Genomic DNA, 26,005 nt, shown 5'->3' with positions numbered 1-26,005 from the left:
TTAAACTGCATAAGACGCTATGTTCCAAATATGAGACAGTGGGAAAAACATGCCAGATTTAAACGGTATGATGCTATTTGCAGCCGTAGTTAGAGCTAAGGGATTCTCCCAAGCTGCACGTGAAACCGGCCACCCAAAATCCACCATAAGTCGCAAAATCGCGCAGCTTGAAGAACAACTTGGCGTGCGATTGCTACAGCGCGACACCCGTAACTTGAGTCTGACCCAAGTCGGGGCACTCTTTTACCAACACTGTGATTCCATTCGCAATGAGGTGGAAGCGGCCAAGGCTGTTATCGAGAATACTCACGATGATGTGTCAGGATCATTACGGATTGCGATCCCTGTATCATTTAGCCAAGAATTAATCGCTAACCTCTGTAGCGGATTTATGCGTTTATATCCCAATGTTGAATTAGATGTCCAGTTTACCGACAACGATATTGGTTTGGTCGGCGAAGGATATGACATAGCCATCAAATATGGCCCACTTCAATCATCGGACTTAGTCGCACGATTACTGTTTGAACGCCAACCGATTTTAGTCGCAAGCCCAGGTTACTTAAAACTCAAAGGCACGCCCGCAACGCCAAAAGAACTCAGCCTGCACAGTGGTATTTTATTGGGGACTTCTCGCTCGGCGCCGATTTGGCCACTGGGTAAAGGTTCGCGTAAAACCATGGCGAACTTCCAACGTAAAGTGCGGGTTAATAGCCCTATTATGGTAAAACAATTAGCCATGGATGATTTTGGCATCGCCATGTTATCCAATTCGGCCTGTAAGACCGAACTTGCCAATGGACAACTAGTACCGATTTTACAGGAATGGCCGATTGAACCCTTTAAGGTTTACGGGGTTTATTCGAGTCGACGTCAACTGGCCACCAACATCAGCGTCTTTTTGGATTTCTTCGTAAAACGCTTCAGCAGCCAAGAAAGCCTGCAATCCCTCATGGGTTAAAGTTTCCCGTCGCATAAAGGAAACCTGTTTCAAAAAAGCCTAATAAAAAGGCCTAGATCTGAGTCTAGGCTTTTAGCATCATGATTCATGTCAGCTAAGTAGGCAGCTTCATACGCAATTCTCGCAAGATTTAGATACGCGATGCTTACGCGACCTAGCATGACCTAAGGAATAACGTGTTCCAGTTTTAACACTTCTTTAGTGATGGCTTGACGCAATGGCAAACCTGCGGCGTCGGGTATATCCATATTCATTGCAAAAAACCACACATTATCATCGAGTTCTACCCAACCCACCCACCAGCCAATACTTGGCTCAGCTCTGACCGCATAGCCGGTTTTTGCGCGAATAATATAGTCAGAATTCGCCTCGGTGAGCATGGCCTGCTTAACGATTCGTTGACTGCGCTCTGAGGCATGGATCTTGTTGTGATAAAGCCGACGCAGGAAATCAATTTGCTCAGTGGCAGAAATTCGAATACCGCCATCGAGCCAAAAGCTATCTAAATTACCAGAGATATCCTCATTGCCATAATCGAAGGAGGCGATCATCTTCGACATCCGCGCCTCACCAATTTGGCGGGCAAACTCTTGATAGACAGGCACAACCGAATACTTCATCCCGGTAATCAAGTTGTGGTCACGATTCCAAGTGGCGATATCACGACTTTTACCATCCCATTTAAACACTTGATGCTCATCCTTCACCACACCCAGCTCGAGCGCAATCAAGCTATTGGGGATTTTAAAGGTCGATGCCGGTAAAAAACCTTGATTGGCACGTTTGAGATTGTTGGTGTATCCCTGTTGCTTGTTTTCGTTCCACAGCACCACCACGCCCGAGGCTTGTTGGGACTTAGTTTTTTGCGGTTTAGCTTGTTGTTGCTTAGCTTGTTGCGGTTCAACTTGGTGCTGAGTAAAAATGGCATCCCAACTGCGGGTTTCTTGCCACTCCGTCTTCGCCGCTGTTGAGGCAAAAGTTGGGGCAGCAAAGATTGACGACGCTAACAGTGAGGACATCACCAACACAGTCGATATGGCGAACGAACGCATAAAGTCTCCTTGTAGAAAACAAAAAATCCAATGAACTAAAAAAGTGCTTAAGGCTATCACTTAGCGTTTTAGCATGCCCTAGCAAACTGCTGATCAATTGTGGCAAAAAAGAGGCAAGTAAGTTCTGCCATAGAAGGACTGATGCCAGCTCCGCCGCCTTTGAAATAGAAGATGTTGAGATAGAAGATATTGGCATAAGATGACGAAGATCACTGAGCATAACTTTATTACCCTCAGCTTGTAGTGCATACTTTTTGGCATAAGAGCCTTCCGCAGGACGAGATGAACATCATTTCCAATCAATAACGTCTAATCACTACAGGGAAATCAAAAATGTTGAAGCCAGTGTTAACGCTAATCCTCGCCAGTAGCTTGATCAATACGGCCAGTGCTGTGCAGCTATTTGGTGATGTTGAAGTTTCCCGCCTACCAACAGCCGAAAAAACCATGGGCGAAGTCGTGACTCGTTATCAAGCACTCGATGATGGCCTGACTCAGCAGTTAATTTCCAAGAAAAACGAAGTCGATGCCACCCAATTAGCCGCGCGCCAAGGTCACAGATTATGGCTACAGGCGGTACGCGATGTGCAGTCAGGTCATGTTGACGACCGACCTTTATATTGGGCGCGCCTTGCCATGCTTAATAGTCTTAAGAGCACCAGCGCCAACTTTAAAATGGCCGATTGGCAAAATGACATATTAATGAGTGCAGTTGAAAAGGCCTCACGGGGATTTAGCGATATTCAATATGCTGATGATGTCCAAATCAAAATATTCCTCACGGGTTTCGATCCTTTCTTCCTCGATAAAGATATCACCCAGAGTAATCCTTCTGGCTTAGTCGCCCTCGCCTTGGATGGTTTCCGTTTTGAGGTTGATGGTAAAACGGCACAAATCGAGACCGCTATGGTGCCAGTGCGTTTTGAAGATTTTGACCAAGGACTTATCGAATCACTACTGAGCCCGATATACCGCGATCCTAAAACCCAATTTGTATTTACCGTCAGCATGGGCCGAACTGACTTTGATATTGAACGCTTCCCTGCCCGCAATCGCAGTGCAGCGGCGCCCGATAACCAAAATGTCCTCACTGGCGGCACTAAAACCGCACCGGTTGCCCCTAAGCTCAATGGCAAAGATTTTATCGGCCCGCAATTTGTCGAATTCTCGCTGCCGGTTGCAGCCATGCAAGTAAAAGATGGCCAATGGAAAGTCAACGATAACCACACTGTCACTACCCTTGCTCGCGGTGAGTTTAGTGCAACATCATTGAATGAGCTGCAAAACGAAACGTCGGTCGAAGGCTCTGGCGGCGGTTATCTTTCTAATGAAATTTCCTATCGCGCCATAGTGTTGCAGCAAAAGTTCAATAGCCATGCGAAAGTCGGCCACATTCACACCCCAAGAGTCAAAGGCTATGACGCCGATACAGAGCAAGCCATAGTCGAACAAGTGCGCACTATGGTGATGCAAGCGGCGGCGAGTTTATAACCAAGCCACACTGGCTGAAACTGGCATTGTCAGATAGCGTTCGCTATGATGCGAACGCTTGGCCTGACTCTTATTTCAAGCGCTAATTTCAATCGCTGATTTGGAAGGCTGAGTATAAGAGCGGATTGCAAGAACAAGCGTTCGAACGCAGAAGCCAAGCGCCATACTTAGGATTGGCTTCATAACTGATGCTTTTATAACTAAATGAGTGTTAAGCACTCAATGTTTACCTTTAACCGACGAGATCCAACGCTAACCTATGTTGAAACCTGCAGACTTACTCAACGCTTTACGTCGTCGCAGCAGTGAAGCACTCGCCCCACTGACAAAATCAACATACGCAGCCTTAGGCCAAAGCCAAGATAAGTCGCATGTGATAACGAGTCCACCAGTACAAGATACGGCTCAGGCACATATTTTCACCGGTTCATCACGTCCACTCTCGTCACTGCAAATACAAGTACTAGAGCGAATTGAAGCTTGTTATCAAGAAGCGGAGATATCGCTTAAGCGCGCTTTCCCGCGCCCAGTCACACAATTTAGTCTCAGGGGAAAGAGCGCGGGTACGGCTCATCTGCAGCAGAATCGTTTGCGATTCAATGCCGTGTTGCTACGCGAAAACAGCGAAGCTTTTCTAACTGAAGTTGTACCGCACGAAATTTGTCATTTATTGTGTTTTCAGCTTTTTGGCAAAACCAAGCCCCACGGTAAAGAATGGCAATCTTTAATGTTAACGGTATTTAAGGTCAATCCGAGTACCACCCACAGCTTCAATACCACTTCTGTTGCTGGTAAAGACGTGGAGTATCGCTGCGCCTGTGGACCGATTCGGTTGAGTATTCGCCGCCATAACAAGGTGCTACGCGGTGAAAGCCGTTACATCTGTAAACGCTGCAAGACCCATTTAACGGCGATCTAAGCACTCTTAGCGCACAATCCTCACACCCACTCCACAATTCGAATTTCAGCATTTGGGGATTGCGTGAGTAAAAAGTACGACGCAATTTGCATAAGCAGCGGCATTTCCCTTACCATCACGCCATAAAAGACGAGCCAAAGGCTCGCGTAGTGTTTGTTATTTTGGGATGAATTTTGAACAAAACTTCTTTAACCGTTAATTCGCGGCGACTTTTGCTGTGCCTAATCACTTGGGCCGCGACCTCATCTGTGCCCGCTAGCGCCTCAGTATCACACCCCAGCAGTTTCAGCCAAGCGAAAACCAAGTCGCAGGCGCTCTACGCCGGAAGTCGCCAAGGCACTCTACCCGCCACCAGTTTTTACTGTGGCTGCGATATTCAGATCAAAGGCAAATCGTGGAAACCCGATCTCGCCAGCTGCGGTTATCAAGTCCGTAAACAGGAAACCCGCGCCAATCGTATCGAGTGGGAACATATAGTACCCGCCTGGGAATTTGGCCATCAGCTACAATGCTGGCAAAAGGGCGGGCGTAAAAACTGCGCCGATAACAGTAACGAATTTAATAAGATGGAAGCTGATATGCACAACTTAGTACCCGCTATCGGTGAAGTGAACGGCGATCGCAGCAACTTCCGTTTTAGTCAATGGAACGGTAAAGCCGACCAATATGGCCAATGCGCTATGGTGGTCGATTTTAAGAATCGTCAGGCGCAGCCGCCCGTAAACGCCCGCGGTAAGATAGCCAGAACCTATCTCTATATGCAGCAGACCTATGGGCTTAAAATCGCGTCGAGCCAATTAAAATTGTTTAAGGCATGGGATAAAACCTATCCAGTTGATACTATTGAGTGCAAACGCGATAACGCTATAGCGCAAACTCAAGGCAACCATAACCCATTTGTGCAGAATGCCTGTAATGCGCCACCACTGCGTCAACAATTAGCCGAGTAAGGTCGACAATGAGAGTCCCAAGAATTTATCAACCTCAACCATTAGCCATAAATCAACAGTTGAACTTAGACGAAGATGGCGCGGCCCATATCGGTAAAGTGCTGCGTATGGGTAACGGCGAACATATCAGCCTATTCAATGGCGATGGCCATGATTATCTTGCTGAAATTGTCGATGCAGGTAAAAAGCATGTCACAGTAAAACTGCTTTCCTGTGAGGCCAATTTATCTGAGTCGCCACTCAACTTGCACTTAGGCCAAGTGATTTCCCGTGGTGATAGAATGGAATTCACCATTCAAAAATCGGTCGAGCTGGGTGTGAATACCATTACGCCGCTGTTTTCAGATCGCTGCGGTGTAAAGCTTAATGGCGAGCGCCTAGAGAAAAAAATTCAGCAATGGCAGAAAATCGTTGTGAGCGCCTGTGAACAATCGGGCCGCAGCCAAGTACCTGTGGTTCGCCCAGCGATGGACTTACACGATTGGTGCAGTGAGCCAACCTCGGCACTGAAACTCAATTTACATCCACGTGCCGCACACGGCATTAATGGCTTAGATTTAGCGCACACACGCGTGCGCCTGTTAATTGGCCCAGAAGGTGGTTTGTCGGCGGAAGAAATCGCCATGACAGAAACCTATCAATTTACCGATGTGTTGCTTGGCCCCAGAGTGCTTCGCACTGAAACCGCCTCGCTCACGGCCATTACGGCGCTGCAACTCAGATTTGGTGATTTAGGCTAAACCGCAGCCGCAAGCTGCGCTGGCATGACAGACCCCATTATCCAATAAATGCTTTTTTGCCTGCAAACGGCGACAAATAAGGAACAGATTAATGATAAAACTCGGCATAGTGATGGACCCCATCAGTGAGATCAACATTAAGAAAGACTCCAGTTTTGCCATGTTAATGGCCGCGCAGGACAGAGGTTATCAGCTGTTTTATATGGAAATGGCCGATCTTGCCATGGTCAACGGTGTGGCAATGGCCAATATGCGTCCGTTAACTGTTATCAATGATGCGAGTAAATGGTATGAGCTAGGTGAATCTCAAGACACGCCAATGAGCGAACTCGACGTGATCTTAATGCGTAAAGACCCGCCATTCGATACTGAGTTCATCTACGCCACTTACATGCTTGAGCGCGCCGAAGAGCAAGGCGTGTTGATCGTCAACAAGCCGCAAAGCCTACGCGATGCTAACGAAAAGCTGTTCACCGCATGGTTTAGCGAATTCACCCCAGAAACTATCGTGACCCGTGATGCCAAACGTATCCGCGCTTTCCACCAAGCTAAGGGCGATATCATTCTCAAGCCTTTAGATGGCATGGGCGGCACCTCGATTTTCCGCGTGAAGCAGGATGACCCTAACCTTGGGGTGATCATCGAGACCTTGACCAGCTATGGCCAACAATATGCGATGGCGCAAGCCTTTATCCCTGAAATTACCAAAGGCGATAAACGCATTTTAGTGGTCGATGGCGAGCCTGTACCTTACGCGTTGGCACGTATCCCAATGAAAGGCGAAACCCGTGGCAACTTAGCCGCTGGCGGTAGCGGTGTGGCGCAGCCTTTATCCGACAGCGATTGGGCGATTGCCCGCGCTATTGGCCCTGAGCTTAAAAAACGTGGACTGATTTTTGTCGGACTGGATGTCATTGGTGACAAGCTGACTGAGATCAATGTGACGAGCCCCACCTGTATCCGTGAAATCCAAGCGGCATTTGATGTCGACATCACGGGCATGTTAATGGATGCTATCGAAGCACGCATTAACGCCACAGCATAAGAATTTACCAGCGAGTTTATTGATTGTAAGGCGCGAGCAAATCGCGAGCGCCGAACCACTTCTAGGGATGTGATATGAGTTTCACCAAAGCGCCACTCTTGTTACTCGGCATCAGTTTGCTGTTATCTACGCCAGTTTGGGCAGATGAAACGGGTCCAACGAAAGCGCCATCGCGACCGAAAAATATCGTCATCATGATAGGTGATGGTATGGGGCCGTCTTACACTAGCGCCTACCGCTACTTCAAAGATAATCCTGACACTGAAGAAGTCGAGCAAACCGTATTCGACCGTTTACTGGTGGGTATGGCGAGCACCTATCCCGCGAGCGTCAGTGGTTATGTGACTGACTCAGCCGCGGCAGCGACTGCGCTGGCCACAGGGGTTAAATCTTATAATGGGGCGATTTCGGTCGATACCCAAAAGCAACCGCTGCCGACCATACTCGAAAAAGCCAAATCCCTTGGCCTCAGCACAGGTGTCGCGGTAACATCGCAAATCAACCACGCTACGCCAGCGGCCTTTTTGGCCCACAACGAGAGCCGTAAAAACTACGACGCTCTGGCACTCAGCTATTTAGAAACCAACGCCGATGTATTTTTAGGCGGTGGTCAAAAGTATTTCCCCCCAGCGCTGTTAGAGCAGTTCAAAGCCAAGGGCTATCAGCACATCAGCCGTTTTGAGGATCTCGCCAGCATCACCCAACCAAAAGTGTTGGGCCTGTTTGCCGAAGTACAATTGCCTTGGGCGATTGATGAGAAAGATGCAAGAAAACTCAGCACCTTAACTCAAAAGGCACTCAGCTTACTGTCGCAAAATGACCAAGGTTTTGTGCTGTTAGTCGAAGGGAGTCTCATCGACTGGGCGGGCCACAATAACGATATCGCCACTGCCATGGGTGAGATGGATGAATTCTCCAATGCCATTGAAGTGGTTGAGCAATTTGTGCGTGAACATCCCGATACCCTGATGGTGATCACCGCCGACCACAATACCGGTGGTCTATCGATTGGCGTCGATGGTAACTACAACTGGAACCCTGAAATCCTGCGTAATATCTCGGCCAGCACAGACACTTTGGCCTTGGCCGCCATCACTGGTGAACAATGGCAAGCCGATCTCGCCCGCGGTTTAGGCTTTGAGCTTAGCGAAGAAGAAGTCGCCAAATTAAACGTCGCCAGAATGCAGGGATTAGAAACCATGGCGGTCGCGATTCGCCATCTTATTGATAAACGTACTGATACAGGTTGGACAACCGACGGTCACACAGGCACTGACGTACAAGTTTTTGCCGCAGGTCCGGCATCTGAGCTGTTTAACGGCCATCAAGACAATACCGATATCGCCAATAAGATTTTTAGCTTATTGCCAAAACCGAAGAAACCTAAAAGCTAAGCGTTAATCGATTCCGTTCATTAAAGGCAATCACATAAGGCAACCGCATAATGCAGTTGCCTTTTTATTGGGTCTTTTTATTAGGGATTTTATTAGGTCTTAGCGCAGGGATTCGATGCAAACTGGCTCAGGCGTGAATAACGGGTATAATGCCCACACTTAAGTTTATAGGTGCCTGTAACTGTGTTAACCAATCCATCGCAAGTCATTATTCGTAATCAAGACAGCCTAAACCAACATAAAGTGTTAGTGCTCAATCATGAAGCCGATCTACTGCCAAAAGCCCTGCTCGATGTTGCGGCATCGGTCGATGCACTCGCCTTGGATTACCACCATTACTTGCACTTAGCGCCACACGCCAACTCAAAGCTGCGTTGCTATTTCGGCCATGACCTGCCGCACCAAGACCCGCTTGAACGAGAAAAGTACGATACGGTTATTGTTTATTTCCCCAAAGCCAAACCCTTAGCACCTTATTTGTTTAACCTCGCCGCCAATCATCTTGTGCCTAACGGCCAACTGTTAGTCGTGGGAGAAAACAAAGGCGGGATTAAGTCTTTAGTGAAGCTGTTGCCTGAGTATTTCGCGACTGGGATGAAGCTCGATAACGCTCGCCACTGCTTGTTATTTGGCAGCAGTTTAGAAGGCAGCGCGCCGGCGATGAAGCTCAGTGACTGGGTCAGTCAGTATCAACTGACTACGCCGCAGGGCGAGATCAGTATCTGTAACTTAGTTGGGGTGTTTAGCGAAAAACGCTTAGATCTGGGCACTGAATTATTACTGTCGCACCTGCCGACACTCTCGGGCCGAGTGCTCGATTTTGGTTGCGGCGCCGGCGTGATTGCCGCGGCCCTGCTCAAAGCCCAGCCGAGCTTATCCTTAGAGTGTGTCGATATTAATGCGATGGCCTTGGCTTCCTGCGAACTCACCTTAGCCGCCAATGGCATGACGGCCAAAGTCTATCCTTCCGATGGACTCGCGCAAACCACAGGGAAATTTAACGGCATTATCTCCAATCCGCCGTTCCACGATGGCCTTGCAAGCACCACCAGCATAGCGCAGAACTTTGTCACTGATAGTGCCAAGCAATTACAACATAACGGCATTTGGCAAATTGTCGCCAACCGCCACTTGCCCTATTCCGATATCATTGCCGCCGAATTTGGCCAATTAAAAGTGGTTGCCGATAACAACAAGTACAAGCTGTATTACTTCCAGCACAAGTAAAACCGCTATCGAGAACGCGCTTAGGCTTCAGCTATAGGCGCGTTATTGACTACGCCTCATACTCACTCGTATCACTATCCCTGTTTTTTCAGATAAAGCTTATCTTTCCTCGCGTTACAAAACTCAATATTGTGATCTGCCGCATGTCAGCGATTCCGGTAAACAGGCTTTCATTTACATCAAACTGCCGTTCCTAGCATAGGGATTTGATTTAAAACATCAAAATAATGGCTAAATCGAAAGTTAGCATTAAGTTGCGGCTTACACTGCTATGAGTACGAATAAACCAGAGATAACACTGCTTATCCCATTCAATTTCTTATAAAAAACTATTTAAAAACCACCCTATAGACCATTAACAACAAAATGCCAACATTTGCTGTTTTTGCAGCCAAAAAGGCTTCTTTACCCTAAGTTTCTACTGTTATACTCAAATCAGCTTCTTAAACAATAATAAAACGCAATTACTAGGAATGCCCCTATGCTGGACCCTGAACTCCTTGAGCTAAACAGCGATAAGACAAAAGCTGAATTGCGCCTGATCCCTAATGTCCATGGCCCAGTCACCCATGAAGATATAATGCGCCTGTTGTCTTTACCTGAATTCGCCTCCCTGTTTCCGCTAGAGCCTGCCATTACTAAAACCGTCGCTAAAATTAACTCTCTGTGCAGTCAAGACGACGGGAAGTTTGAGCTCTACGCCACTTTGGCTGAACGCCGCGATGGCACCATAGCAATCGAAATTAGCCCAGATAAAATGCAAGCCAGCCTAAAACTGACCGCAGCATGGGGCGGTAAACAGATAGATTTGCCAGAGATCCTTACCCATCTCAAAAAGAACAACGTCTGCATGGGGTTGAGCAAACTCAAAATTCAAGCGCTACTGAAACAACTCGGTACGCTCAAGGCGGGCGAAGTTTGCCAAAGTGACATCGCCCAAGGTAAAGCGCCAGTCAATGGACTCAATGCGGTATTAGAACGCAAAGTGTTCCTCGCACGCGAACGCTTACTCCAGCCACAAGAGCGGGAAGATGGCAGTGTCGATATGCGCAATCTCGGCTCTCTTATCGTCGTCAAAGCCAATGATCTCTTGATGGTTAAGCACCCCGCCACCGAAGGCACGCCGGGTTACAATATTAAGGGCGAAGTGCTTAAACAAAAACCGGGCAAAGATGCCGTGCTTCAAGCCGGTACAGGCACAGATTTTCATCCCAAAGATCCCAATAAACTCATCGCCACAGTGCCAGGGCAACCCGTCGAAACCCGTACTGGTATGAATGTCGATGATATTTTGCAGCTTAAAGATGTCGACATCGGCACAGGTCATATCAGCTTTAAGGGCAGTATTTTAATCACCGGCGATGTCCACGAGGGCATGGTCGTTAAAAGCTCGGGCGATATTACCGTGATGGGCTTTGTGGACTCCGCTACCCTAGAGGCGGAAGGTGATGTCACAGTCAGTAAAGGCATCATTGGCAGACAAATCAAAGCCAATGAATACTCTACCAATATCCATGCTCAAGGGCAGATCAGCGCCCAGTTTGTGCAATATTCCAATTTAGTGGCCAAGGGCAATATCTTAGTCACTAAACAGTTGCTACACAGCCATACCAAAACCGCTGGCAGTTTAACGGTCAGCGATCCGAGTGGTCGTCGTGGCGATCTAGTCGGCGGTGTCGCGCGTGCTGAGAAAGGCATCACGGCGGTTGTCATAGGGGCAACGGCGGGAACCAAAACCGACGTTTATTGCGCGATGGAACATGCCGAACTCAAGCAAGATCTCAAGCTGCTCGATGAAAGCGTTAAAGCTATGGTCGTCGCCAGTTTAGATATCGAGGCTCGCCTCAATAAGCTGCCGCCTAAATCAGAATGGCAAGGCGACGCGGCGATGATCGAGCAAATCAAGATGATGCTCGATGAGAAGAATCGCATTATGGATGAACGCACCCGCGAAGAACTCGAGTTCGATACCTTCAAACAAGAGGTCGAAGGCTATTACGAGAAATACCGTATCGAAGTGCTTAAACACGTATTCCTTAACGTTGAGTTACATATAGGTCCAGCGAATCATCGCACCGCCCGTGAACACGGCACTTGCTGCATTGCCAATGTCAGTCAAGAGATTAACTTTGACTATAACGCCAAAGCCAAAGCCGCACCGACCGCATAATCTTGGCTAGGAGTGATGACTCAGTCGTCACGCCTTCCTCATTCAGCCAGACTCAGTGAACTTGCTCTGGCCTCTATCAATCTTCCCTCAGCGTGGCATACTGCTGTCAGATAAACTCACGCAGCAGCATGCCAAGTATCTTCTTGTATAATCCTAATCCTTGTCTACTGCCGCCGATTGTTCTCAGAGACTGTCTCAGAGCCCATTTTAAACTTCCTAAGGATCTGAAATGACTAGCGTTAAGATGTCGAGTATTGAATGGCCAGCCATTGTAAAACTGACTCAAAGTGACGAATTACTTTACCTAGAACACCAAAGGGATTGGCTCGAACTCGCCTGTCTCTATCAGCATCATTTTATCGATACCGATCAATTACTCGACTCAAAAGGCCAGCGTTATCTAATCAGTGCCTGTCCGCAGAAAATCCATGAAGACCCCGTCGGCGAACTGCCGCAATTACTGCGCCAAAAACAAGATTTACCGCTCAATGAATTTATCAAGTGGGTTCAAAACCATGCCCAAGCACTGGGGCAATGCTGCGTCGCTAAGCTGGCTTTCACAACGATTTCCCAAGGGATTGAAATTGTACGCACCCTCGATGAATAAACGGCAAGCAGCAGAGATACCATCTGCCAGTAACACAGTTGCTCAATAAAAAACACTATGACCTTAAAAGCTAATATCCTCATAGTAAATTCACAGGCATAATTTGCCGCGGTGTAGCAGCGCCGAGTCCACTGGCAAAGCGCAGCTAAAATACACTTCAAAATGACCATTTTCTGCGTCGACTCAAGGGATGACGTTTAAGTTGGCACTAAATATACAAACAGATGGAACCGAAATTGGAACTACTTAAGATTGACTGCTTAGGCAAACAACTGCGCTTAGAAGGCTCACTCGCGGGCTGGCAACAACTCTTCTGGGACAACACCTTAGTCTCACAAAAAGAAGCTTCCGTCGACAATGGCGGCCTCAAGGTTCATGTCTTTGAGCTCACCCACCACAGCAGCCCATTGGCGATAGAAAGTGGCGAGCAAGCCATCGCCATGACAGAAAATAAAATTCAAGTTCGCCTCGAAACTGATCTCGTTTGGCAGCCTTTCCGCCTCGATTACTGCTTGCTGCTGGATGACAAAATTATCGACCAAGGCCGACGCACCGAAAAAGATATCGAACGCCAAACCCCAGAAACGCCCATCGTTAAGCAGCAAAAACTGAGCATGGTTGGACTCGCCTCCCTTGGTTTTAAACTGTTAAAAAGCGCCAAAGTCATAAAAGTGGTGTTAGCGGGCGCCAGCGTTGCGGCTTATTCTTGGCTATTCTCCTTCCAATTCGCCCTCGCGCTCATCGCCTGCTTGGTATTCCACGAATACGGCCATATCCGCGCGATGAAATATTTTGGGATGAAAACCAAAGGAATTTACCTTATTCCCTTTATGGGTGGGCTCGCGCTCTCCGATGAAAAAATTAATACGCGTTGGCAAGATGTGGTGATTTCCATCATGGGGCCAACCTTTGGACTCCTGATGTCCATCGCGTCCTTGATTGCTTACCACGCCACGGGCAATGTGTTTTTTGCGGGCCTTGCCGCCTTTAATGCGCTGCTTAACCTATTTAATTTATTGCCAATTTTACCACTCGATGGCGGCCATATTTTAAAGAGCATCAGCTTTTCGATGAACAGCATTATGGGCTTAGTCGCCTGCGCCGCCGGTGCCGCTTTCGGTGTGTATATCAGCTACACCTTAGGCTTAGCCTTATTGGGATTCTTGTTGTTGATCGGCAGCTTAGAAATCATCTTCGAGTGGCGCACTCGCCATCAAAGCCACCTGCTGCCGTTAGACAGATACGGACAAATCTTCTCGGTGATTTGGTACTTGCTCACAGTTGGCGCTTTAGTCGGCATCATCTGGCACTTAGCCGGAACCGGCGATGATATGCTCAGTCTGCCGCTGCAAATATTGCGCAGCTAATGTGGCTTAACGGCTAAACGCAGCGCAAAGGCACTAGCAACTCAGAGGCTTGCGCTTGCCTGAGTTATATAAAAACAAAAAACCGCTATTAATAGCGGTTTTTGTTTTTCTATAGTGCTGTGATGCTTTACAACAATGCGTTATTCCTTTGCCAAAGGCGGGGCGATATCGCTGCCGCCAAGGGCTTGATAAAGCGTCGCTTGGGCGGTGAGTTGGTTGTAACGATTTTCGAGCAAAGCCGCCTCGGCGCTACGACGATTCTCTTGGGCATCAATCCAATTCTGAATACCGATAGCACCATTGCGGTATTGACTCTCATAAATGGCTTCAACGGCTGCCGCCGCACTGAATTGCTGCGCCAACTTCTCCCCTTGATATCGATATTGCTGCTTAGCCGAAATCGCATTATCGACATCTTCAAAGGCGGAATAGAGCGTCTTGCGATAATTCACCACAGCGGTTTGATAATCGATATCGGCAATGTCGTTATTGATTTGCATTTGATTCCACTGCAAAAAGGGCAAGACAAGCCCCGCGCCTAAGCTACCAACAGGATTGCGTAACAGCTCTTTTAACTCTGAGGTCGACTCTCCAACACCGCCGGTTAAACTCAGGCTTGGGAAATAACTCGCATAGGTCGCGTCTTTACTCGCCAAGGCGGAGCGCAGTTGATACAAGGAAGCCTTCACATCTGGGCGTCTGACTAACAAATCTGCGGGTACGCCCACACTAACGTCCGGCACTGCCACGTCAGGGAGTTGCTTAATCTCAACCCAAGTCTCCCCTGAGGCTAAACTCTGCGCCGGATCAGCAGCTGGCGCCTGATTCAGTAATATCGCAAGGGCATTTTTAGCCACCGTTAATTGCTGGATAAGCTGACTATGGGCCGCCTCTTGTCCCGCCATACTGCGCTGCGCTTCGAGCACATTCACTTGCGTCACGGCGCCAGAATCATACTGCCTTTGGGTTAAATCTAACGTTTGTTTGCTGTACGCTATGCTCTTTTGGCTTAAATCAACCCGTTGATTTAAATAACCTATCTGCCAGTACAAGGATGCTGTGGTCGCCACTAGGCTTTGGGTGGTGCTTTCCCTATCTTCCGCGCTCGCCAGCGCCGCCCATTGGGCTTGGTCAATATTGGCTGACACTTTGCCCCACAAATCCACCTCATAACTGACAGACAAGTTGGCTTGATAACTCTTAGTCGCATCGCCGCCATCGAGTGGCTGATTATGGGAAGCGCCAAGATTGGCCGATAGTTGCGGGTACAGATCGTCCCGTGTTAGTCCTGCCTGCAAACGCGCTTTACGCAGGGTTAAGGTCGCCAGCGTTAAGTCATTGTTGGTGCTCAACACTTGGCTAACCAGCTTATCGAGCTCGGGCTGATGAAACAGCTGCCACCAAGGATCGACCTTTACTTGCTCGTTCACTGTGGTGTTTTGCCACTGTTCAGGAATCGCCAATGCGGGCGGTTCAAAGTCTGAACGCATAAAACTGCCACAGCCACTCAGCAAGGTGATTCCTAAAGCCATGCCCACAGCAATCGCGCAGCTACGAGGCGAAAAGTGTCGATTAAATATTTTTGTATTCATGGTGTTATTACTCTCTGGCTAATGCGTCAACGGGATCTAACTGCGCCGCATTGCGGGCGGGTAAGAAACCAAATAGCACACCAATTAAGGTCGAACAGGCAAAGGCGGCAACGATGGAGGTGGTGGAATAAATCATTTGGAAACTGCCTCCCGTTTGAGCAAACACCACGCCAATTAAGTAGGACAAAGCAATGCCTAAGGTTCCGCCACACAAACACACTAAGATGGCTTCGATAAGGAACTGGCGCAAAATATCACTCTGACGCGCGCCCACTGCCATACGTACCCCGATTTCACGGGTCCGTTCAGTCACAGACACTAACATAATATTCATCACCCCAATTCCGCCAACGACAAGGGAAATCACCGCGATCGCCGAGATCAATAAGGTCATGGTTGCTGTGGTTTTTTCGATGTTCTGCCTAATAGTATCGGTATTGATGGTGAAGAAATCTTGAGTGCCATGGCGCATTTTAAGTAGCGCGATAATGCCCTGCTCCGCCGCATTACTCGGCACAGTTTCATCGAGTCGTACTGTGATGCCATCCAAATAGTTTTTACCTATCATACGGCCAGAAACTGTGGTGTAAGGCACCCACACATTGAGCGCATCGCTGTTACCAAAGGCGCTTTCTTTTGGCTGCGTCACACCTATGATGCGCACGGGTAAATCCCCGAGGAAAATCACTTGGCCGATGGCCGAGTTATTCGCGCCAGCACTGCTAGGAAAGAGCTCCTTACGGGTGTTGTCATCAATCACCGCATCTTGGGCGAGTGTTGCAACGCTGGCATCATCCCAAAATTGGCCCTGTGCTAACTCGTAACCTCTCACGCGAAAGAACTCAGGCCCCACCCCATTCACCGAGGCCGATACCGCTTTATTGCCAAAACGTACCGTCGCGCTAGAACCAATACTTGGGGTCACGCTATCGACATAGGGCAGATTTTTAAGGGCATTGGCATCGGTCGCCGTTAAAGTACGCACCCGCGCCGAGCGTCGATCGCCAAAACCTGAACCTGGGCGAATATCAATTGTATTGGTTCCCATCGAACTGATACTTTTGAGAATGGCCTGCTGTGAGCCTTCACCTAAGGCCACCACAGAAACCACAGAGGCGATACCGATAATAATCCCGAGCATAGTCAAGAAGGTACGTAACCTGTGGGTCGACATCGCCACCAGCGCCATTTTAAGCGCTTCGACATATCTGTCCCACGAAGCCACCCGCGCACGCGAGCTGTCTTTCGCTAGCACTTTTTGTGACGCCGTATTTTTTAACGTTGAGCTTTGCGGCTTAGCCGTCTGTTTATCCTGACTGCGCTCATCGCTGATGATCACGCCGTCTTTAATTTCGATAATGCGGTCGGCATATTGGGCCACATTCATATCATGGGTCACGATAATGATGGTGTGACCGTCGCTGTGCAGCTCCTGCAACAGTTGCATCATTTCTTCGCCGCTGTGACTGTCCAGTGCACCTGTTGGCTCATCGGCGAGGATCACATCGCCGCCATTCATCAAGGCGCGCGCCACACTGACCCGCTGCTGTTGACCACCACTGAGCTGATTGGGTTTATGGTCGAGCCTGTCGCCAAGGCCTAAACGCGTCAACAAATGCTCGGCTCTGTCTTTACGCACCGTGCGCTCTTTACCCGCATACACAGCAGGCACTTCGACGTTGCCTATGGCGGTTAAATCGCCCAGTAAATGATAACGCTGAAAGATAAAGCCAAAGTGCTCGCGGCGCAGCTGCGCTAACTCATCCACGTCCATCGTTGAGGTATCTTGGCCATTGATAAAATACGCGCCCTCTGACGGCTTATCTAAACAACCAAGAATGTTCATTAGGGTCGATTTACCCGAGCCAGAAGCGCCTACTATCGCCACCATCTCGCCACGGCCAATCGACAGGTTCACATCTTTCAAGACAGTAAGTTGCTGCTCACCCGCCTGAAAAGTGCGATAACAACCTGAAATCTCAAGTAATGCCGTTGTCACTGTTAAAACCTCACGCTAGGTGGACGACGGAATTTGCTGCTGCCATCATCGGCGGACGGCATGCCAAGCACGACTTGATCGCCCTCCTTCAAACCAGTGGTGATTTCGGCATTGATTTTGTTGTTGATCCCAACCGTGACATCCACATATTGCACTTGGTTATCAACTAACACAGGCACTTGATATTGCGGGCCACTGCGGGCTTTACGCTCGCCAGACTTAGCCTCTGGCGCCGCGGATTTCTCCCTCGGCTTTATACGTAATATTTGCGCAGGCACTAATAGCGCATCATCGGCCTTAGCTAACACTATGGATACCTGCGCCGTCATGCCGATACGCAAGGTGCGGTCAGGGTTTTCAACATCAAATAACCCATGGTAATAAATGGCGTCTGAGTCGCTAGAGCTCATATTACTATCGTCGCCATCCATCGAAATCGGTCCAGGCTCAATCGCCCTTAAGATGCCTCGGTAGGGATGATTCGGTTTGCCAAGAACCGTGAAATACACGGCTTGACCCGGATGGACATTGACGACATCGGCTTCGGAAATCTGTGCTTTAACTGTCATGGTATCGAGCTGCGCCATTTCCACGATTGTCGGCGTCGTTTGATTGGCGTTAACGGTTTGCCCCACTTCCACCGCCGAATACACCACAGTGCCATCCATAGGCGCGGTGATTTTGGTATAACCTAAATCGATTCGGGCACTGTCGACGTTAATCTCAGCCTGTTGTTTTTGCGCTTCTAATTGCTCAAGCTCGGCTTGATAAACCGTTAAATTAGCATCGGCCACTTCATAATCTGCGCGGGAACTGGCCTTGTCGGCAAGCATTTGCTGCTGGCGGCTAAACTCCAACTTGGCTTGGCGGATCTGCGCCTGTTTAGCGCGGAACTGGGCATTGATACTCTTGAGTGATGCGAGGGCATCCTTCAAATTATTCTGCTGCGCTAGACTGTCAATCTGAGCAATCAAATCGCCTTTCTTTACTTCATCCCCCAGTGCCAGCGGCAAACTTAAGATTTGCCCCGATACCTGCGCACCCACACTCACCAGTTTAGAGGCCTGCAACATGCCATTGGCCAGCACTGAGTTTTCGATATCGCCACGGCGCACCGCTTCTGTCACATAGGCAGGTGCCGTTTCAGGCTTATGCCACATAAAATAAGCACCGCCACTCAGGAGGATTAAGCCGCTTAACGCGAGCAGCAATTTACGCTTTGAGGATTTTTTCATCGGTATTGTCGTGTCCATCAATGCTAAAGACAGCAAGCATGCATCTTGCTAAGGAACAGAAATTGTTCCAACAGTATATAGAGTTAGCCAAAGACAGTAGACGAAGGAAGTGTCGTTAACAGGTAAAGATTTGCAAATATCTGTGTAGAAATTTGCAAGGGAAGCACGGCTGAGTATTAGGTAGCAATGCCGATTTAGTGCGATACCAAATCGTTAGGCGGTAAATTGTAGGGGTTCGACGTTCTATGATTGTGCTACTTGTGGTAGTTCTGCCATGCAAACGAATCTAGATATACAAACTTCATTTAATTCTTTTTCAAGAAAGATCAAGGTCGTGGGGTGAAGTCTTATGACTTTGATGTCGATTTAAATACAAAAACGAACGATCCCATTCGACAACAATTACGCCAAGTACTGGCGATTCCCAGTGAATAACCCAATGATTAACCGAATGAATCACTTCATTCGGCTAATTCATGCTGGCAAGGATCACCTGCGTGGCATCAAAACAAGCGAAACATGGTTCGCCGACAGCCAACGCCTGCGTTTGAGTCAGTGGCATCACTGAATAGATGATGTCTTTGCCATCAATATCTATGGCTAATTCGGCCTTATCGCCAAGTTCAGTCACGCTCAGCAAACGGCCGCTGAGGCAATTTTGCCCATCTACTTCGCAAGCATGAGTCGTCGCCAGTACAGCGGGCGCTTTAAACAGTAACAACACAGATTTATCCATGGCTAACTGCAAGCGTTCGCGGCTCGAATGGGTCACTGAAATCTGAATCTGTTGTCCGCCCGCTAAGACCACGCTGATTTCGTCATTTAATCCAAATGAATCAATGCCATTGATACGAGCCGTTAACTGATTACGGGCACTAGTATTGAGGGAGAAATGCGCCATCACATCCAATAAACTGTGCATGTCGACGGACTCATCGAGCAAGGCAGCCAAAGCCATTTCTTGTACTTGGGAGGTGATGGAATACACCTTAAGCAAACGCTCGCCAAATTCGGTGAGTTTAGCGCCGCCACCGCCTTTGCCGCCCTTTTCGCTACACACTACGGGTTCGGGCATGGCGGTGTTCATCTCATTGATCGCGTCCCACGCCGCTTTATAACTGATCCCCGCAAGCTTGGCGCCTTGGCTTATCGAGCCTGTGCTGGCGACCTGCTCGAGCAGGCTTATCCGCCTAGGATTAGCGAAGGGCTTATCCCCAAGGGAAAGCGTAAGTAATGCATGTAAATCCATCGTTTATCCCGCACCCAAGTCTGACTTGAGCCCTATTGTCCTTCATCACCTTGAGGATACCAATAAGATTGACGAGATATTTCAGCGGATTAATGCCATTAATCCGCAAGAAACCGCACACAGATCACTAATTGATTGCTTAGGGCTTGAATAATCGATATATAGATTGGTATATAACGATCACTTTTTATCACGGAGGAACACAATGAAATCCATTCACCTTAAGCAATTGCTGCGTTTTACCACGGCTTCATTATTCACAATGGCACTGACATCTAGCCCAAGTTTTGCGGCAGACGATGAGCAAGTAACTGTTTTTGCTGCGGCATCACTCACCAATGCACTTAACGAAATCGGCCAGCAATATGAAAAAGAACACAATACTAAGGTGGTCTTCTCCTTCGCCTCTTCTTCAACACTGGCAAAACAAGTGGCTAATGGTGCGCCCGCCGATCTGTTTGTCTCGGCCAATCAAAAGTGGATGGATTATCTGGTCGAGGCCAAAGCGGTCGATGTTAACAGCCGTAAAACCTTGCTAAAAAACACCTTAGTCTTGATTGCAGAAAAAAATAGCCCCATCACAGAGGTGGTGCTCAATGGCGATTGGGATATCAAAACCGCATTAAAAGGCAGCCGTATGGCCGTTGGCGATCCTGATCATGTGCCCGCAGGACAATATGCCAAGCAAGCCCTCGAGAATCTCAAGCTGTGGCAAGCTACTGAGCCCTTACTCGCCCGCGCTAACAATGTCCGCGCCGCCCTCGCCTTAGTTGAACAGGGCGAAGCGCCGCTAGGCATAGTGTATTCAACCGATGCGAAAGTCGCCCAGAAGATCAAAATCGTGGCCACCTTCCCAGAGACGAGCTACAGCCCAATTGAATACCCTATCGCCTTAGTCAAACAAGAATCGACGGCAAGCGCCAAAGCGTTCAATGAGTATCTGCAAGGCCCAAGCGCAAAAAATGTGTTTGAAAAATATGGCTTTGGAGTGAATTAGGGTGCTGAGTGGTTCTCTACTAAGCGGCTCTCTTTTAAGCGACTATGAAATTGCCGCACTGCTGCTCAGCTTAAAGGTGTCATCCGTTGCCGTTATCGCCAGTTTACCCTTGGGCATTTTATGCGCTTGGGTGCTGGCCAGGGTCGAGTTTCCTGGCAAGGCTATATTTGACAGTGTGCTCCATCTACCACTGGTGTTACCACCCGTGGTAGTGGGTTACCTCTTGCTGATCAGCATGGGCCGCCAAGGTTTTATCGGCCAGTGGTTATTTAATTGGTTTGGCATCAGTTTTAGCTTTAGTTGGCGCGGAGCGGCCCTCGCGGCGGCGATAGTGTCATTCCCGCTGATGGTCAGAGCCATACGCCAATCCTTTGAAACCGTTGATATTCGACTCGAGCAGGCCGCACGCACTTTAGGTAGCAGTCGATGGCGGGTATTTCTCACCATCACACTGCCGCTCACCTCTCCAGGGATAGTGTCGGGGATGATTATCGCCTTTGCCCGAAGCCTAGGGGAATTTGGTTCGACCATTACCTTCGTTTCTAATATCCCCGGTGAAACCCGTACGATTCCGCTCGCCATGTACTCTTTTATTGAAACCCCAGGGGCCGAATATCAGGCCATGCGCCTGTGCATTATCTCGATAGTGATCGCGCTCGCGTCTTTACTCGCTTCCCAATGGCTGAGTAAAAAAGCCCTGCAGAGGACGGCAAGCGTATGTTAACAATCAATATTGAAAAACGGCTCGGACAACTGCAACTAAAAGTCGATACCCAATTGCCATTGCAAGGCGTGACAGCCGTTTTTGGCCGCTCGGGTGCGGGTAAAACCTCGCTCGTGAACCTGCTCGGCGGGCTTTCGACCCCAGATAACGGTGAAATCCGCCTCGGTGACAAACTGCTTTATCAGCAAGGCAAAGTGAACCTTCCCCCAGAAAAGCGCCATATTGGCTATGTATTTCAAGAGGCACGGCTGTTTCCACACTATAGCGTGAAGGGCAATCTCAACTATGGTGTGCGTAAAGCCAACCCAATGTTATTCGATAGAATTGTGCAGTTACTGGGAATTGAAAAACTGCTCAATCGCTATCCCAGCACGCTATCGGGCGGAGAAAAACAACGGGTTGCCATTGGCCGTGCCCTGCTAACATCGCCCGACATGCTGTTGATGGATGAGCCGCTGGCGTCACTCGATTTACCCCGTAAACGCGAGTTACTGCCCTACCTGCAAACCTTATCGCAGGAACTAAAACTGCCGATAGTGTATGTGAGCCACAGCCTAGATGAGATCTTACAACTGGCGGATTATATGCTGGTGCTGCATCAGGGAAAATTGATCGCCCAAGGGGCCTTAAGTGAAGTGTGGAATAGCGAGCAAATGCGCCCTTGGGTGCCATTGCAGGAACTCAGCTCACTCCTCAGTGCTAAGGTTGCCGACAGACATCCCGACTACCCCATGACGCGACTCGTGATGGATGATGGTAACCATCTATGGGTAAGCGGTTATCTGGCTGAAACGACTAAGAAACTCAAAGTGCGTATTCAGGCAAACCATGTCTCGGTTTGCACCGAAATCCCCAAAGGGTCGAGTATCCGTAATCTATTGAAGGGAGAAATTAAAGACTTATACCCCAGCGATAATGGTGAGCAAATCCAATTAAAAATCGCCCTAGGCCGCGATGAACTTTGGGCCAACATCACACCTTGGGCCTGCGATGAACTGCAACTCACCCATGGCAAAGCGATTTATGCACAAATCAAAGGTGTGACTATGACGCAAATGGATATCGCCGAATCCCACTAAATCGACCTACTGCCAAATTTCAGGTACAAAAAAACCGACGCTAGGTCGGTTTAGTTCCTTCATTAAGAAGGATTTGGTACCAGTGGCCAGACTCGAACTGGCACGCTTTTAAGGGCGCGGGATTTTGAATCCCGTGTGTCTACCGATTTCACCACACTGGCATATCAAGTATGCACTTAGAAGCAATCAAAACAACTGGCTGTCTCTAAGTGCTGGGAATTATACCTTTGCCCATGACAATGGCAAGTCTTTTGCCGCGACTTTAATACAAATTGCATTTAACCGCTCAAAAATCATGCTCTTGGGGTTATTCTGCGCCATGGGATAACAAAAAGGCGGTATATTCTTTATCACTTTTTTGGATATGGTTAACCAACCAAGCCTTCAAGAAAGTCATTAATTCGTCGGCAACATCTTCCCCTTTTACAACCCGCTTTTGAAAATCAAGTACTTGCCCGACTAACTTGCCGTGTTTATCCTTATGACTGTCGGTTTGTGGGTAACCAAAACGGGCAAAGAGCTCTTCTTCATAGGCAAAGTGATTGGCGGTGTAATCCACCAGCCCTTGCACGATACGTTTGATGGCTTCGAGTCCATACTCTTCGTTTAATGTGCGATGCAGTTCATTGATCAGCGACACTAATCGTTGATGTTGACGATTGATCTCTGGCATTCCTATGTCTAACTCAGGCCCCCATTTCACAAACAGTTTATTTTGTGCCTGACTCGAGTTAAAGAATGCCGCATTCACATGGAATCGGTGCAGCAAGGAGCCGATTTCCTGCGACATGTTATACACTTTCAAACTCGATAAGTTAGTGTTGTTGGTGTGGGACGCATTACTCAGGGCGAGCTCTGCCATCACAGTGATATTTTTATTAATTTCTTCAGCAACTGTGTGTTGTTGCCCCGATGCCGTGGCGATTTGATGGGACATATCGGTAATGGTCTCCACCTGCGTGACGATTTGTCCGAGCGCGCTGTGGGCTTGATTCACCATCTCAGCGGTTTCGTCGGCAATGACCACGTTTTTCAACATGACTTCAACGCCATGTTGTGCACCTTTTTGTAATGCGGCGATTTGTTGTTGGATTTCAACCGTGGCTTCAGATGTCCGTTTCGCAAGATTACGCACTTCATCGGCGACAACGGCAAAGCCGCGACCATGCTCACCGGCTCTCGCACTTTCAATGGCGGCGTTTAAGGCGAGTAAGTTGGTTTGCTCAGCCACCTGCGAAATCGTTTCGATAATGCTACTGATATTGTTACTGTCGGCGGCCAAGTGTTCAATTACAGTTCGAGTGTCATGGATCTGTGCTGACATAGCGCCAATTTTAGTCACTATGCCATTCATGATTTGGTCGCCATGCTTGGCAGAACTTTGGGCAATATCGGCAGCCTTGGCCGCACTCACGGCATTTTGCGATACCGCTTGCACGCTTGAAACCATTTGCGTCATCGCACTGGCGGCCAGTTCCGTTTGGTGCTCTTGCTCTAACACGCCTTGTTTTGCCTGCTCACTGATGACCTTGATATCCGAGGCCACTTTTTTCATCCCTTCGCAGGTATCAGTCAAAGATAGAATCGTGCGGCTTACATCCTCGCCCATGCGGTTGATACTATGCACGACCTTAATGAACACGCCCGCATCTTTCTCTTCTAATTGATAGCTTAAATCCCCCTCGCCTAAATGATGGGCGGCACGTTCAAGCTGTCTTAAATTGCGAATTAATTTATTGATGTTGAACATTAAAATGCCAGCGAGCGCGCTTAAACACAGGATGGCGACAAAGTGCCCTGTGATCACTAAACAATAGAGTGGATAAATCAGCAACAGCAGTGGCGCAAAGATAGAATTATATCCCATTGAATCCTTGCGACTTTTATTAGAATCCATTTTTTACTCCTTTAAAAAACTGATATCACAGCATTCATCTAAAAAAACAAGAACAAATAAATAGCATGGTGCGATAAAAAAATATCGATCTGGTTAAGTAGATTAATCCTAGACGCTAACTGAAGAACAAACAAAGCTAAATTATTTGAACTCATCCCAGTTAAACACCCACAGGAATATGACCAAGATCACAGAGTTAACTAAGGGTTATGACTTTGTATTCCTATGTCGATTCTTTATTGATCAAGATCAGTATTTTAGCTATCGAATACCGCTAATTTAGAGAGGACTTCACAGGAAAGAGGATTTCAGTCATGGCATTTTGGTTAGATCTAATGTTTGGTAACCCCATAGGCTTACTTTCAATGATCGTTATCTTTAGCACAATAGGGATAGTGTCTTATATCACTTGGATGTTCATTGTGAAGTCGGCACCGAAACAATAGTTTTTGCTCCAGTTGTTCTTCATGTTCTTGTATAAATGCAAAATCTAGGGGGTTTTTATCACCCCCATTTTTTGTTGTCTCGCTTTTCAGAATACTGCAACTCATCTAAAGCCAGCACTCATCCGAGCGAGACAAAACACGCCTATGCAGCGTGTTTTCTGTTTTGTACCAGACCATTTAAAAATTGCGGACGCGCTTTAATCAACGACTGCATCTCTTCTTGGCTCGGCTCACCTGCAGGCAAACGCAGCACATCGCGGTTGAGATACATGCGGGCTTTCATGGCAATCTTATAGTCGGCTGTCGGTCCCTGAATCGCATAATGGCGCTCGTTACCGAGTTTTTCTAAGATGCAGGCATTCAATAAACTTTTCACTGCGGTTTCATTTTGCGGCAGAGTCAAAATTGTGGCGCCCTGAAGAAAGAACTCTCTGACTAACGCTCGCTCTGCGGGATCAAGCAGGTTCACTTTAGCTTCAATCGTCTCAATAACGCGCTTATCACTTAAATGACGAATTGATTCATCTAAGCCTAAGTTAATCAACTGGCTCAAAAAATAGGCGATAGATATGATTAGGCCTAATCCAACAAACTGTGCATGTTCCGGCACAAATTTATCGAGCGCCAGCACTGCCAACACGTTCGGGGGAATAAGGAGTAAGACAGTACAACTCACCATTAGCCACAGCATGACCCTGAACATCATTTTCTTTGGACTAACAAACTTAACTGAATCCAGCTTGAGTTTAAACATAGTGCTATCCCAGTGACAAAAAATTGAACTTATCGGCTAATAAGCAAATTCAATGCCATAAATGAAGAGATATTTCGTTGATTTTATTCGCAAGAAAATGCACTTTCTGG

Annotated in this window: 22 protein-coding genes and 1 tRNA gene; 15 read left to right on the top strand and 8 right to left on the bottom strand. The window is 48.1% G+C overall.

The features are described 5' to 3' along the window. Positions 1-49 precede the first annotated feature (49 nt). Positions 50-961: a LysR family transcriptional regulator gene (locus AC5YB3_RS15575; protein ID WP_006082994.1), complete on the top strand. Its 912-nt coding sequence runs from the start codon at positions 50-52 to the stop codon at positions 959-961. A 164-nt stretch (positions 962-1,125) separates the two neighbouring features. Here the strand turns inward: AC5YB3_RS15575 and blaOXA are convergent, their stop codons facing one another. After that, positions 1,126-2,013, bottom strand: coding sequence for an OXA-548 family class D beta-lactamase (gene blaOXA / locus AC5YB3_RS15570; protein ID WP_107402613.1), 888 nt, complete (start codon positions 2,011-2,013; stop codon positions 1,126-1,128). A 333-nt stretch (positions 2,014-2,346) separates the two neighbouring features. Between blaOXA and AC5YB3_RS15565 the strand changes: the two genes are divergently transcribed. The 10 genes from AC5YB3_RS15565 to AC5YB3_RS15520 all read left to right on the top strand — a co-directional run bounded on the left by AC5YB3_RS15565 (position 2,347) and on the right by AC5YB3_RS15520 (position 13,923). Then, on the top strand, positions 2,347-3,504 hold the full coding sequence (locus AC5YB3_RS15565; RefSeq protein ID WP_494525668.1) for a PA0049 C-terminal domain-containing protein: 1,158 nt from the start codon (positions 2,347-2,349) through the stop codon (positions 3,502-3,504). Between the two features lie 259 nt (positions 3,505-3,763). Beyond that, the gene (locus tag AC5YB3_RS15560) at positions 3,764-4,423 is read left to right on the top strand and encodes a SprT family zinc-dependent metalloprotease (RefSeq protein WP_432330446.1); all 660 of its coding nucleotides are present in this window, start codon (positions 3,764-3,766) and stop codon (positions 4,421-4,423) included. Between the two features lie 173 nt (positions 4,424-4,596). Next, positions 4,597-5,373, top strand: a complete 777-nt coding sequence (gene endA, locus AC5YB3_RS15555) for an endonuclease EndA (protein WP_006082998.1) — start codon at positions 4,597-4,599, stop codon at positions 5,371-5,373. Positions 5,374-5,381: 8 nt separating this feature from the next. Continuing rightward, the gene (rsmE, locus tag AC5YB3_RS15550) at positions 5,382-6,113 is read left to right on the top strand and encodes a 16S rRNA (uracil(1498)-N(3))-methyltransferase (protein WP_006082999.1); all 732 of its coding nucleotides are present in this window, start codon (positions 5,382-5,384) and stop codon (positions 6,111-6,113) included. 91 nt (positions 6,114-6,204) lie between these two features. Further along, positions 6,205-7,158 carry a glutathione synthase gene (gene gshB / locus AC5YB3_RS15545; protein ID WP_012088318.1) on the top strand — a complete coding sequence of 318 codons (954 nt, stop codon included), beginning with the start codon at positions 6,205-6,207 and terminating at the stop codon, positions 7,156-7,158. Between the two features lie 74 nt (positions 7,159-7,232). Next, positions 7,233-8,552, top strand: coding sequence for an alkaline phosphatase (locus AC5YB3_RS15540; RefSeq protein ID WP_494525667.1), 1,320 nt, complete (start codon positions 7,233-7,235; stop codon positions 8,550-8,552). Between the two features lie 183 nt (positions 8,553-8,735). Further along, positions 8,736-9,779: a methyltransferase gene (locus AC5YB3_RS15535; RefSeq protein WP_259484404.1), complete on the top strand. Its 1,044-nt coding sequence runs from the start codon at positions 8,736-8,738 to the stop codon at positions 9,777-9,779. A 481-nt stretch (positions 9,780-10,260) separates the two neighbouring features. Then, positions 10,261-11,949: a flagellar assembly protein A gene (locus AC5YB3_RS15530; RefSeq protein WP_259570057.1), complete on the top strand. Its 1,689-nt coding sequence runs from the start codon at positions 10,261-10,263 to the stop codon at positions 11,947-11,949. 229 nt (positions 11,950-12,178) lie between these two features. Beyond that, positions 12,179-12,556, top strand: coding sequence for a DUF4144 family protein (locus tag AC5YB3_RS15525; RefSeq protein ID WP_006083004.1), 378 nt, complete (start codon positions 12,179-12,181; stop codon positions 12,554-12,556). A gap of 224 nt (positions 12,557-12,780) precedes the next feature. After that, on the top strand, positions 12,781-13,923 hold the full coding sequence (locus AC5YB3_RS15520) for a site-2 protease family protein (protein WP_259511258.1): 1,143 nt from the start codon (positions 12,781-12,783) through the stop codon (positions 13,921-13,923). 140 nt (positions 13,924-14,063) lie between these two features. Here AC5YB3_RS15520 and AC5YB3_RS15515 read toward each other — a convergent pair whose 3' ends face one another. From AC5YB3_RS15515 to AC5YB3_RS15500, 4 genes are all read right to left on the bottom strand, one after another. Beyond that, complete coding sequence (locus AC5YB3_RS15515; protein WP_494525666.1) at positions 14,064-15,515, bottom strand: efflux transporter outer membrane subunit; 1,452 nt, start codon at positions 15,513-15,515, stop codon at positions 14,064-14,066. A gap of 7 nt (positions 15,516-15,522) precedes the next feature. Beyond that, positions 15,523-17,514: a MacB family efflux pump subunit gene (locus AC5YB3_RS15510; protein WP_494525665.1), complete on the bottom strand. Its 1,992-nt coding sequence runs from the start codon at positions 17,512-17,514 to the stop codon at positions 15,523-15,525. A 2-nt stretch (positions 17,515-17,516) separates the two neighbouring features. Continuing rightward, complete coding sequence (locus AC5YB3_RS15505) at positions 17,517-18,749, bottom strand: efflux RND transporter periplasmic adaptor subunit (RefSeq protein ID WP_494525664.1); 1,233 nt, start codon at positions 18,747-18,749, stop codon at positions 17,517-17,519. Between the two features lie 469 nt (positions 18,750-19,218). Then, on the bottom strand, positions 19,219-19,998 hold the full coding sequence (locus AC5YB3_RS15500) for a TOBE domain-containing protein (protein WP_494525663.1): 780 nt from the start codon (positions 19,996-19,998) through the stop codon (positions 19,219-19,221). Positions 19,999-20,203: 205 nt separating this feature from the next. Between AC5YB3_RS15500 and modA the strand changes: the two genes are divergently transcribed. Genes modA through modC form a run of 3 tightly spaced genes read left to right on the top strand, consistent with a single transcriptional unit; the run spans position 20,204 to position 22,798 of the window. Next, positions 20,204-20,995 carry a molybdate ABC transporter substrate-binding protein gene (gene modA, locus AC5YB3_RS15495; RefSeq protein WP_494525662.1) on the top strand — a complete coding sequence of 264 codons (792 nt, stop codon included), beginning with the start codon at positions 20,204-20,206 and terminating at the stop codon, positions 20,993-20,995. 1 nt (position 20,996) lies between these two features. Continuing rightward, a complete protein-coding gene (gene modB, locus AC5YB3_RS15490) occupies positions 20,997-21,719 on the top strand; it encodes a molybdate ABC transporter permease subunit (RefSeq protein WP_071938613.1) in 723 nt (240 codons plus the stop codon). Then, a complete protein-coding gene (gene modC / locus AC5YB3_RS15485) occupies positions 21,713-22,798 on the top strand; it encodes a molybdenum ABC transporter ATP-binding protein ModC (RefSeq protein ID WP_494525661.1) in 1,086 nt (361 codons plus the stop codon). Before modB ends, modC begins: the two co-directional genes overlap by 7 nt. A gap of 74 nt (positions 22,799-22,872) precedes the next feature. Here modC and AC5YB3_RS15480 read toward each other — a convergent pair. Then, a tRNA-Leu gene (locus AC5YB3_RS15480) sits at positions 22,873-22,959 on the bottom strand. A 146-nt stretch (positions 22,960-23,105) separates the two neighbouring features. Then, positions 23,106-24,695, bottom strand: coding sequence for a bacteriohemerythrin (locus tag AC5YB3_RS15475; RefSeq protein ID WP_494525660.1), 1,590 nt, complete (start codon positions 24,693-24,695; stop codon positions 23,106-23,108). 314 nt (positions 24,696-25,009) lie between these two features. On the opposite strand from AC5YB3_RS15475, the gene AC5YB3_RS15470 reads away from it, so the two are divergent. Further along, positions 25,010-25,141 carry a DUF3149 domain-containing protein gene (locus AC5YB3_RS15470; protein ID WP_006083014.1) on the top strand — a complete coding sequence of 44 codons (132 nt, stop codon included), beginning with the start codon at positions 25,010-25,012 and terminating at the stop codon, positions 25,139-25,141. Positions 25,142-25,283: 142 nt separating this feature from the next. Here AC5YB3_RS15470 and AC5YB3_RS15465 read toward each other — a convergent pair whose 3' ends face one another. Next, positions 25,284-25,895 carry a superinfection exclusion B family protein gene (locus AC5YB3_RS15465; protein WP_006083015.1) on the bottom strand — a complete coding sequence of 204 codons (612 nt, stop codon included), beginning with the start codon at positions 25,893-25,895 and terminating at the stop codon, positions 25,284-25,286. Between the last annotated feature and the right edge of the window lie 110 nt (positions 25,896-26,005).

Source organism: Shewanella sp. 1311 (assembly GCF_059338235.1).
Note: the sequence above shows the minus strand (reverse complement) of the source record. Positions and strands in the feature narration are given on the sequence as shown.

Coding starts and splice junctions, on each gene's coding strand:
- AC5YB3_RS15575 (WP_006082994.1), top strand. CDS start 50: ATGCCAGATTTAAACGGTATGATGCTATTTGCAGCCGTAGTTAGAGCT.
- blaOXA (WP_107402613.1), bottom strand. CDS start 2,013: ATGCGTTCGTTCGCCATATCGACTGTGTTGGTGATGTCCTCACTGTTA.
- AC5YB3_RS15565 (WP_494525668.1), top strand. CDS start 2,347: ATGTTGAAGCCAGTGTTAACGCTAATCCTCGCCAGTAGCTTGATCAAT.
- AC5YB3_RS15560 (WP_432330446.1), top strand. CDS start 3,764: ATGTTGAAACCTGCAGACTTACTCAACGCTTTACGTCGTCGCAGCAGT.
- rsmE (WP_006082999.1), top strand. CDS start 5,382: ATGAGAGTCCCAAGAATTTATCAACCTCAACCATTAGCCATAAATCAA.
- gshB (WP_012088318.1), top strand. CDS start 6,205: ATGATAAAACTCGGCATAGTGATGGACCCCATCAGTGAGATCAACATT.
- AC5YB3_RS15540 (WP_494525667.1), top strand. CDS start 7,233: ATGAGTTTCACCAAAGCGCCACTCTTGTTACTCGGCATCAGTTTGCTG.
- AC5YB3_RS15530 (WP_259570057.1), top strand. CDS start 10,261: ATGCTGGACCCTGAACTCCTTGAGCTAAACAGCGATAAGACAAAAGCT.
- AC5YB3_RS15525 (WP_006083004.1), top strand. CDS start 12,179: ATGACTAGCGTTAAGATGTCGAGTATTGAATGGCCAGCCATTGTAAAA.
- AC5YB3_RS15520 (WP_259511258.1), top strand. CDS start 12,781: ATGGAACCGAAATTGGAACTACTTAAGATTGACTGCTTAGGCAAACAA.
- AC5YB3_RS15515 (WP_494525666.1), bottom strand. CDS start 15,515: ATGAATACAAAAATATTTAATCGACACTTTTCGCCTCGTAGCTGCGCG.
- AC5YB3_RS15505 (WP_494525664.1), bottom strand. CDS start 18,749: ATGAAAAAATCCTCAAAGCGTAAATTGCTGCTCGCGTTAAGCGGCTTA.
- AC5YB3_RS15500 (WP_494525663.1), bottom strand. CDS start 19,998: ATGGATTTACATGCATTACTTACGCTTTCCCTTGGGGATAAGCCCTTC.
- modA (WP_494525662.1), top strand. CDS start 20,204: ATGAAATCCATTCACCTTAAGCAATTGCTGCGTTTTACCACGGCTTCA.
- modC (WP_494525661.1), top strand. CDS start 21,713: ATGTTAACAATCAATATTGAAAAACGGCTCGGACAACTGCAACTAAAA.
- AC5YB3_RS15475 (WP_494525660.1), bottom strand. CDS start 24,695: ATGGATTCTAATAAAAGTCGCAAGGATTCAATGGGATATAATTCTATC.
- AC5YB3_RS15470 (WP_006083014.1), top strand. CDS start 25,010: ATGGCATTTTGGTTAGATCTAATGTTTGGTAACCCCATAGGCTTACTT.
- AC5YB3_RS15465 (WP_006083015.1), bottom strand. CDS start 25,895: ATGTTTAAACTCAAGCTGGATTCAGTTAAGTTTGTTAGTCCAAAGAAA.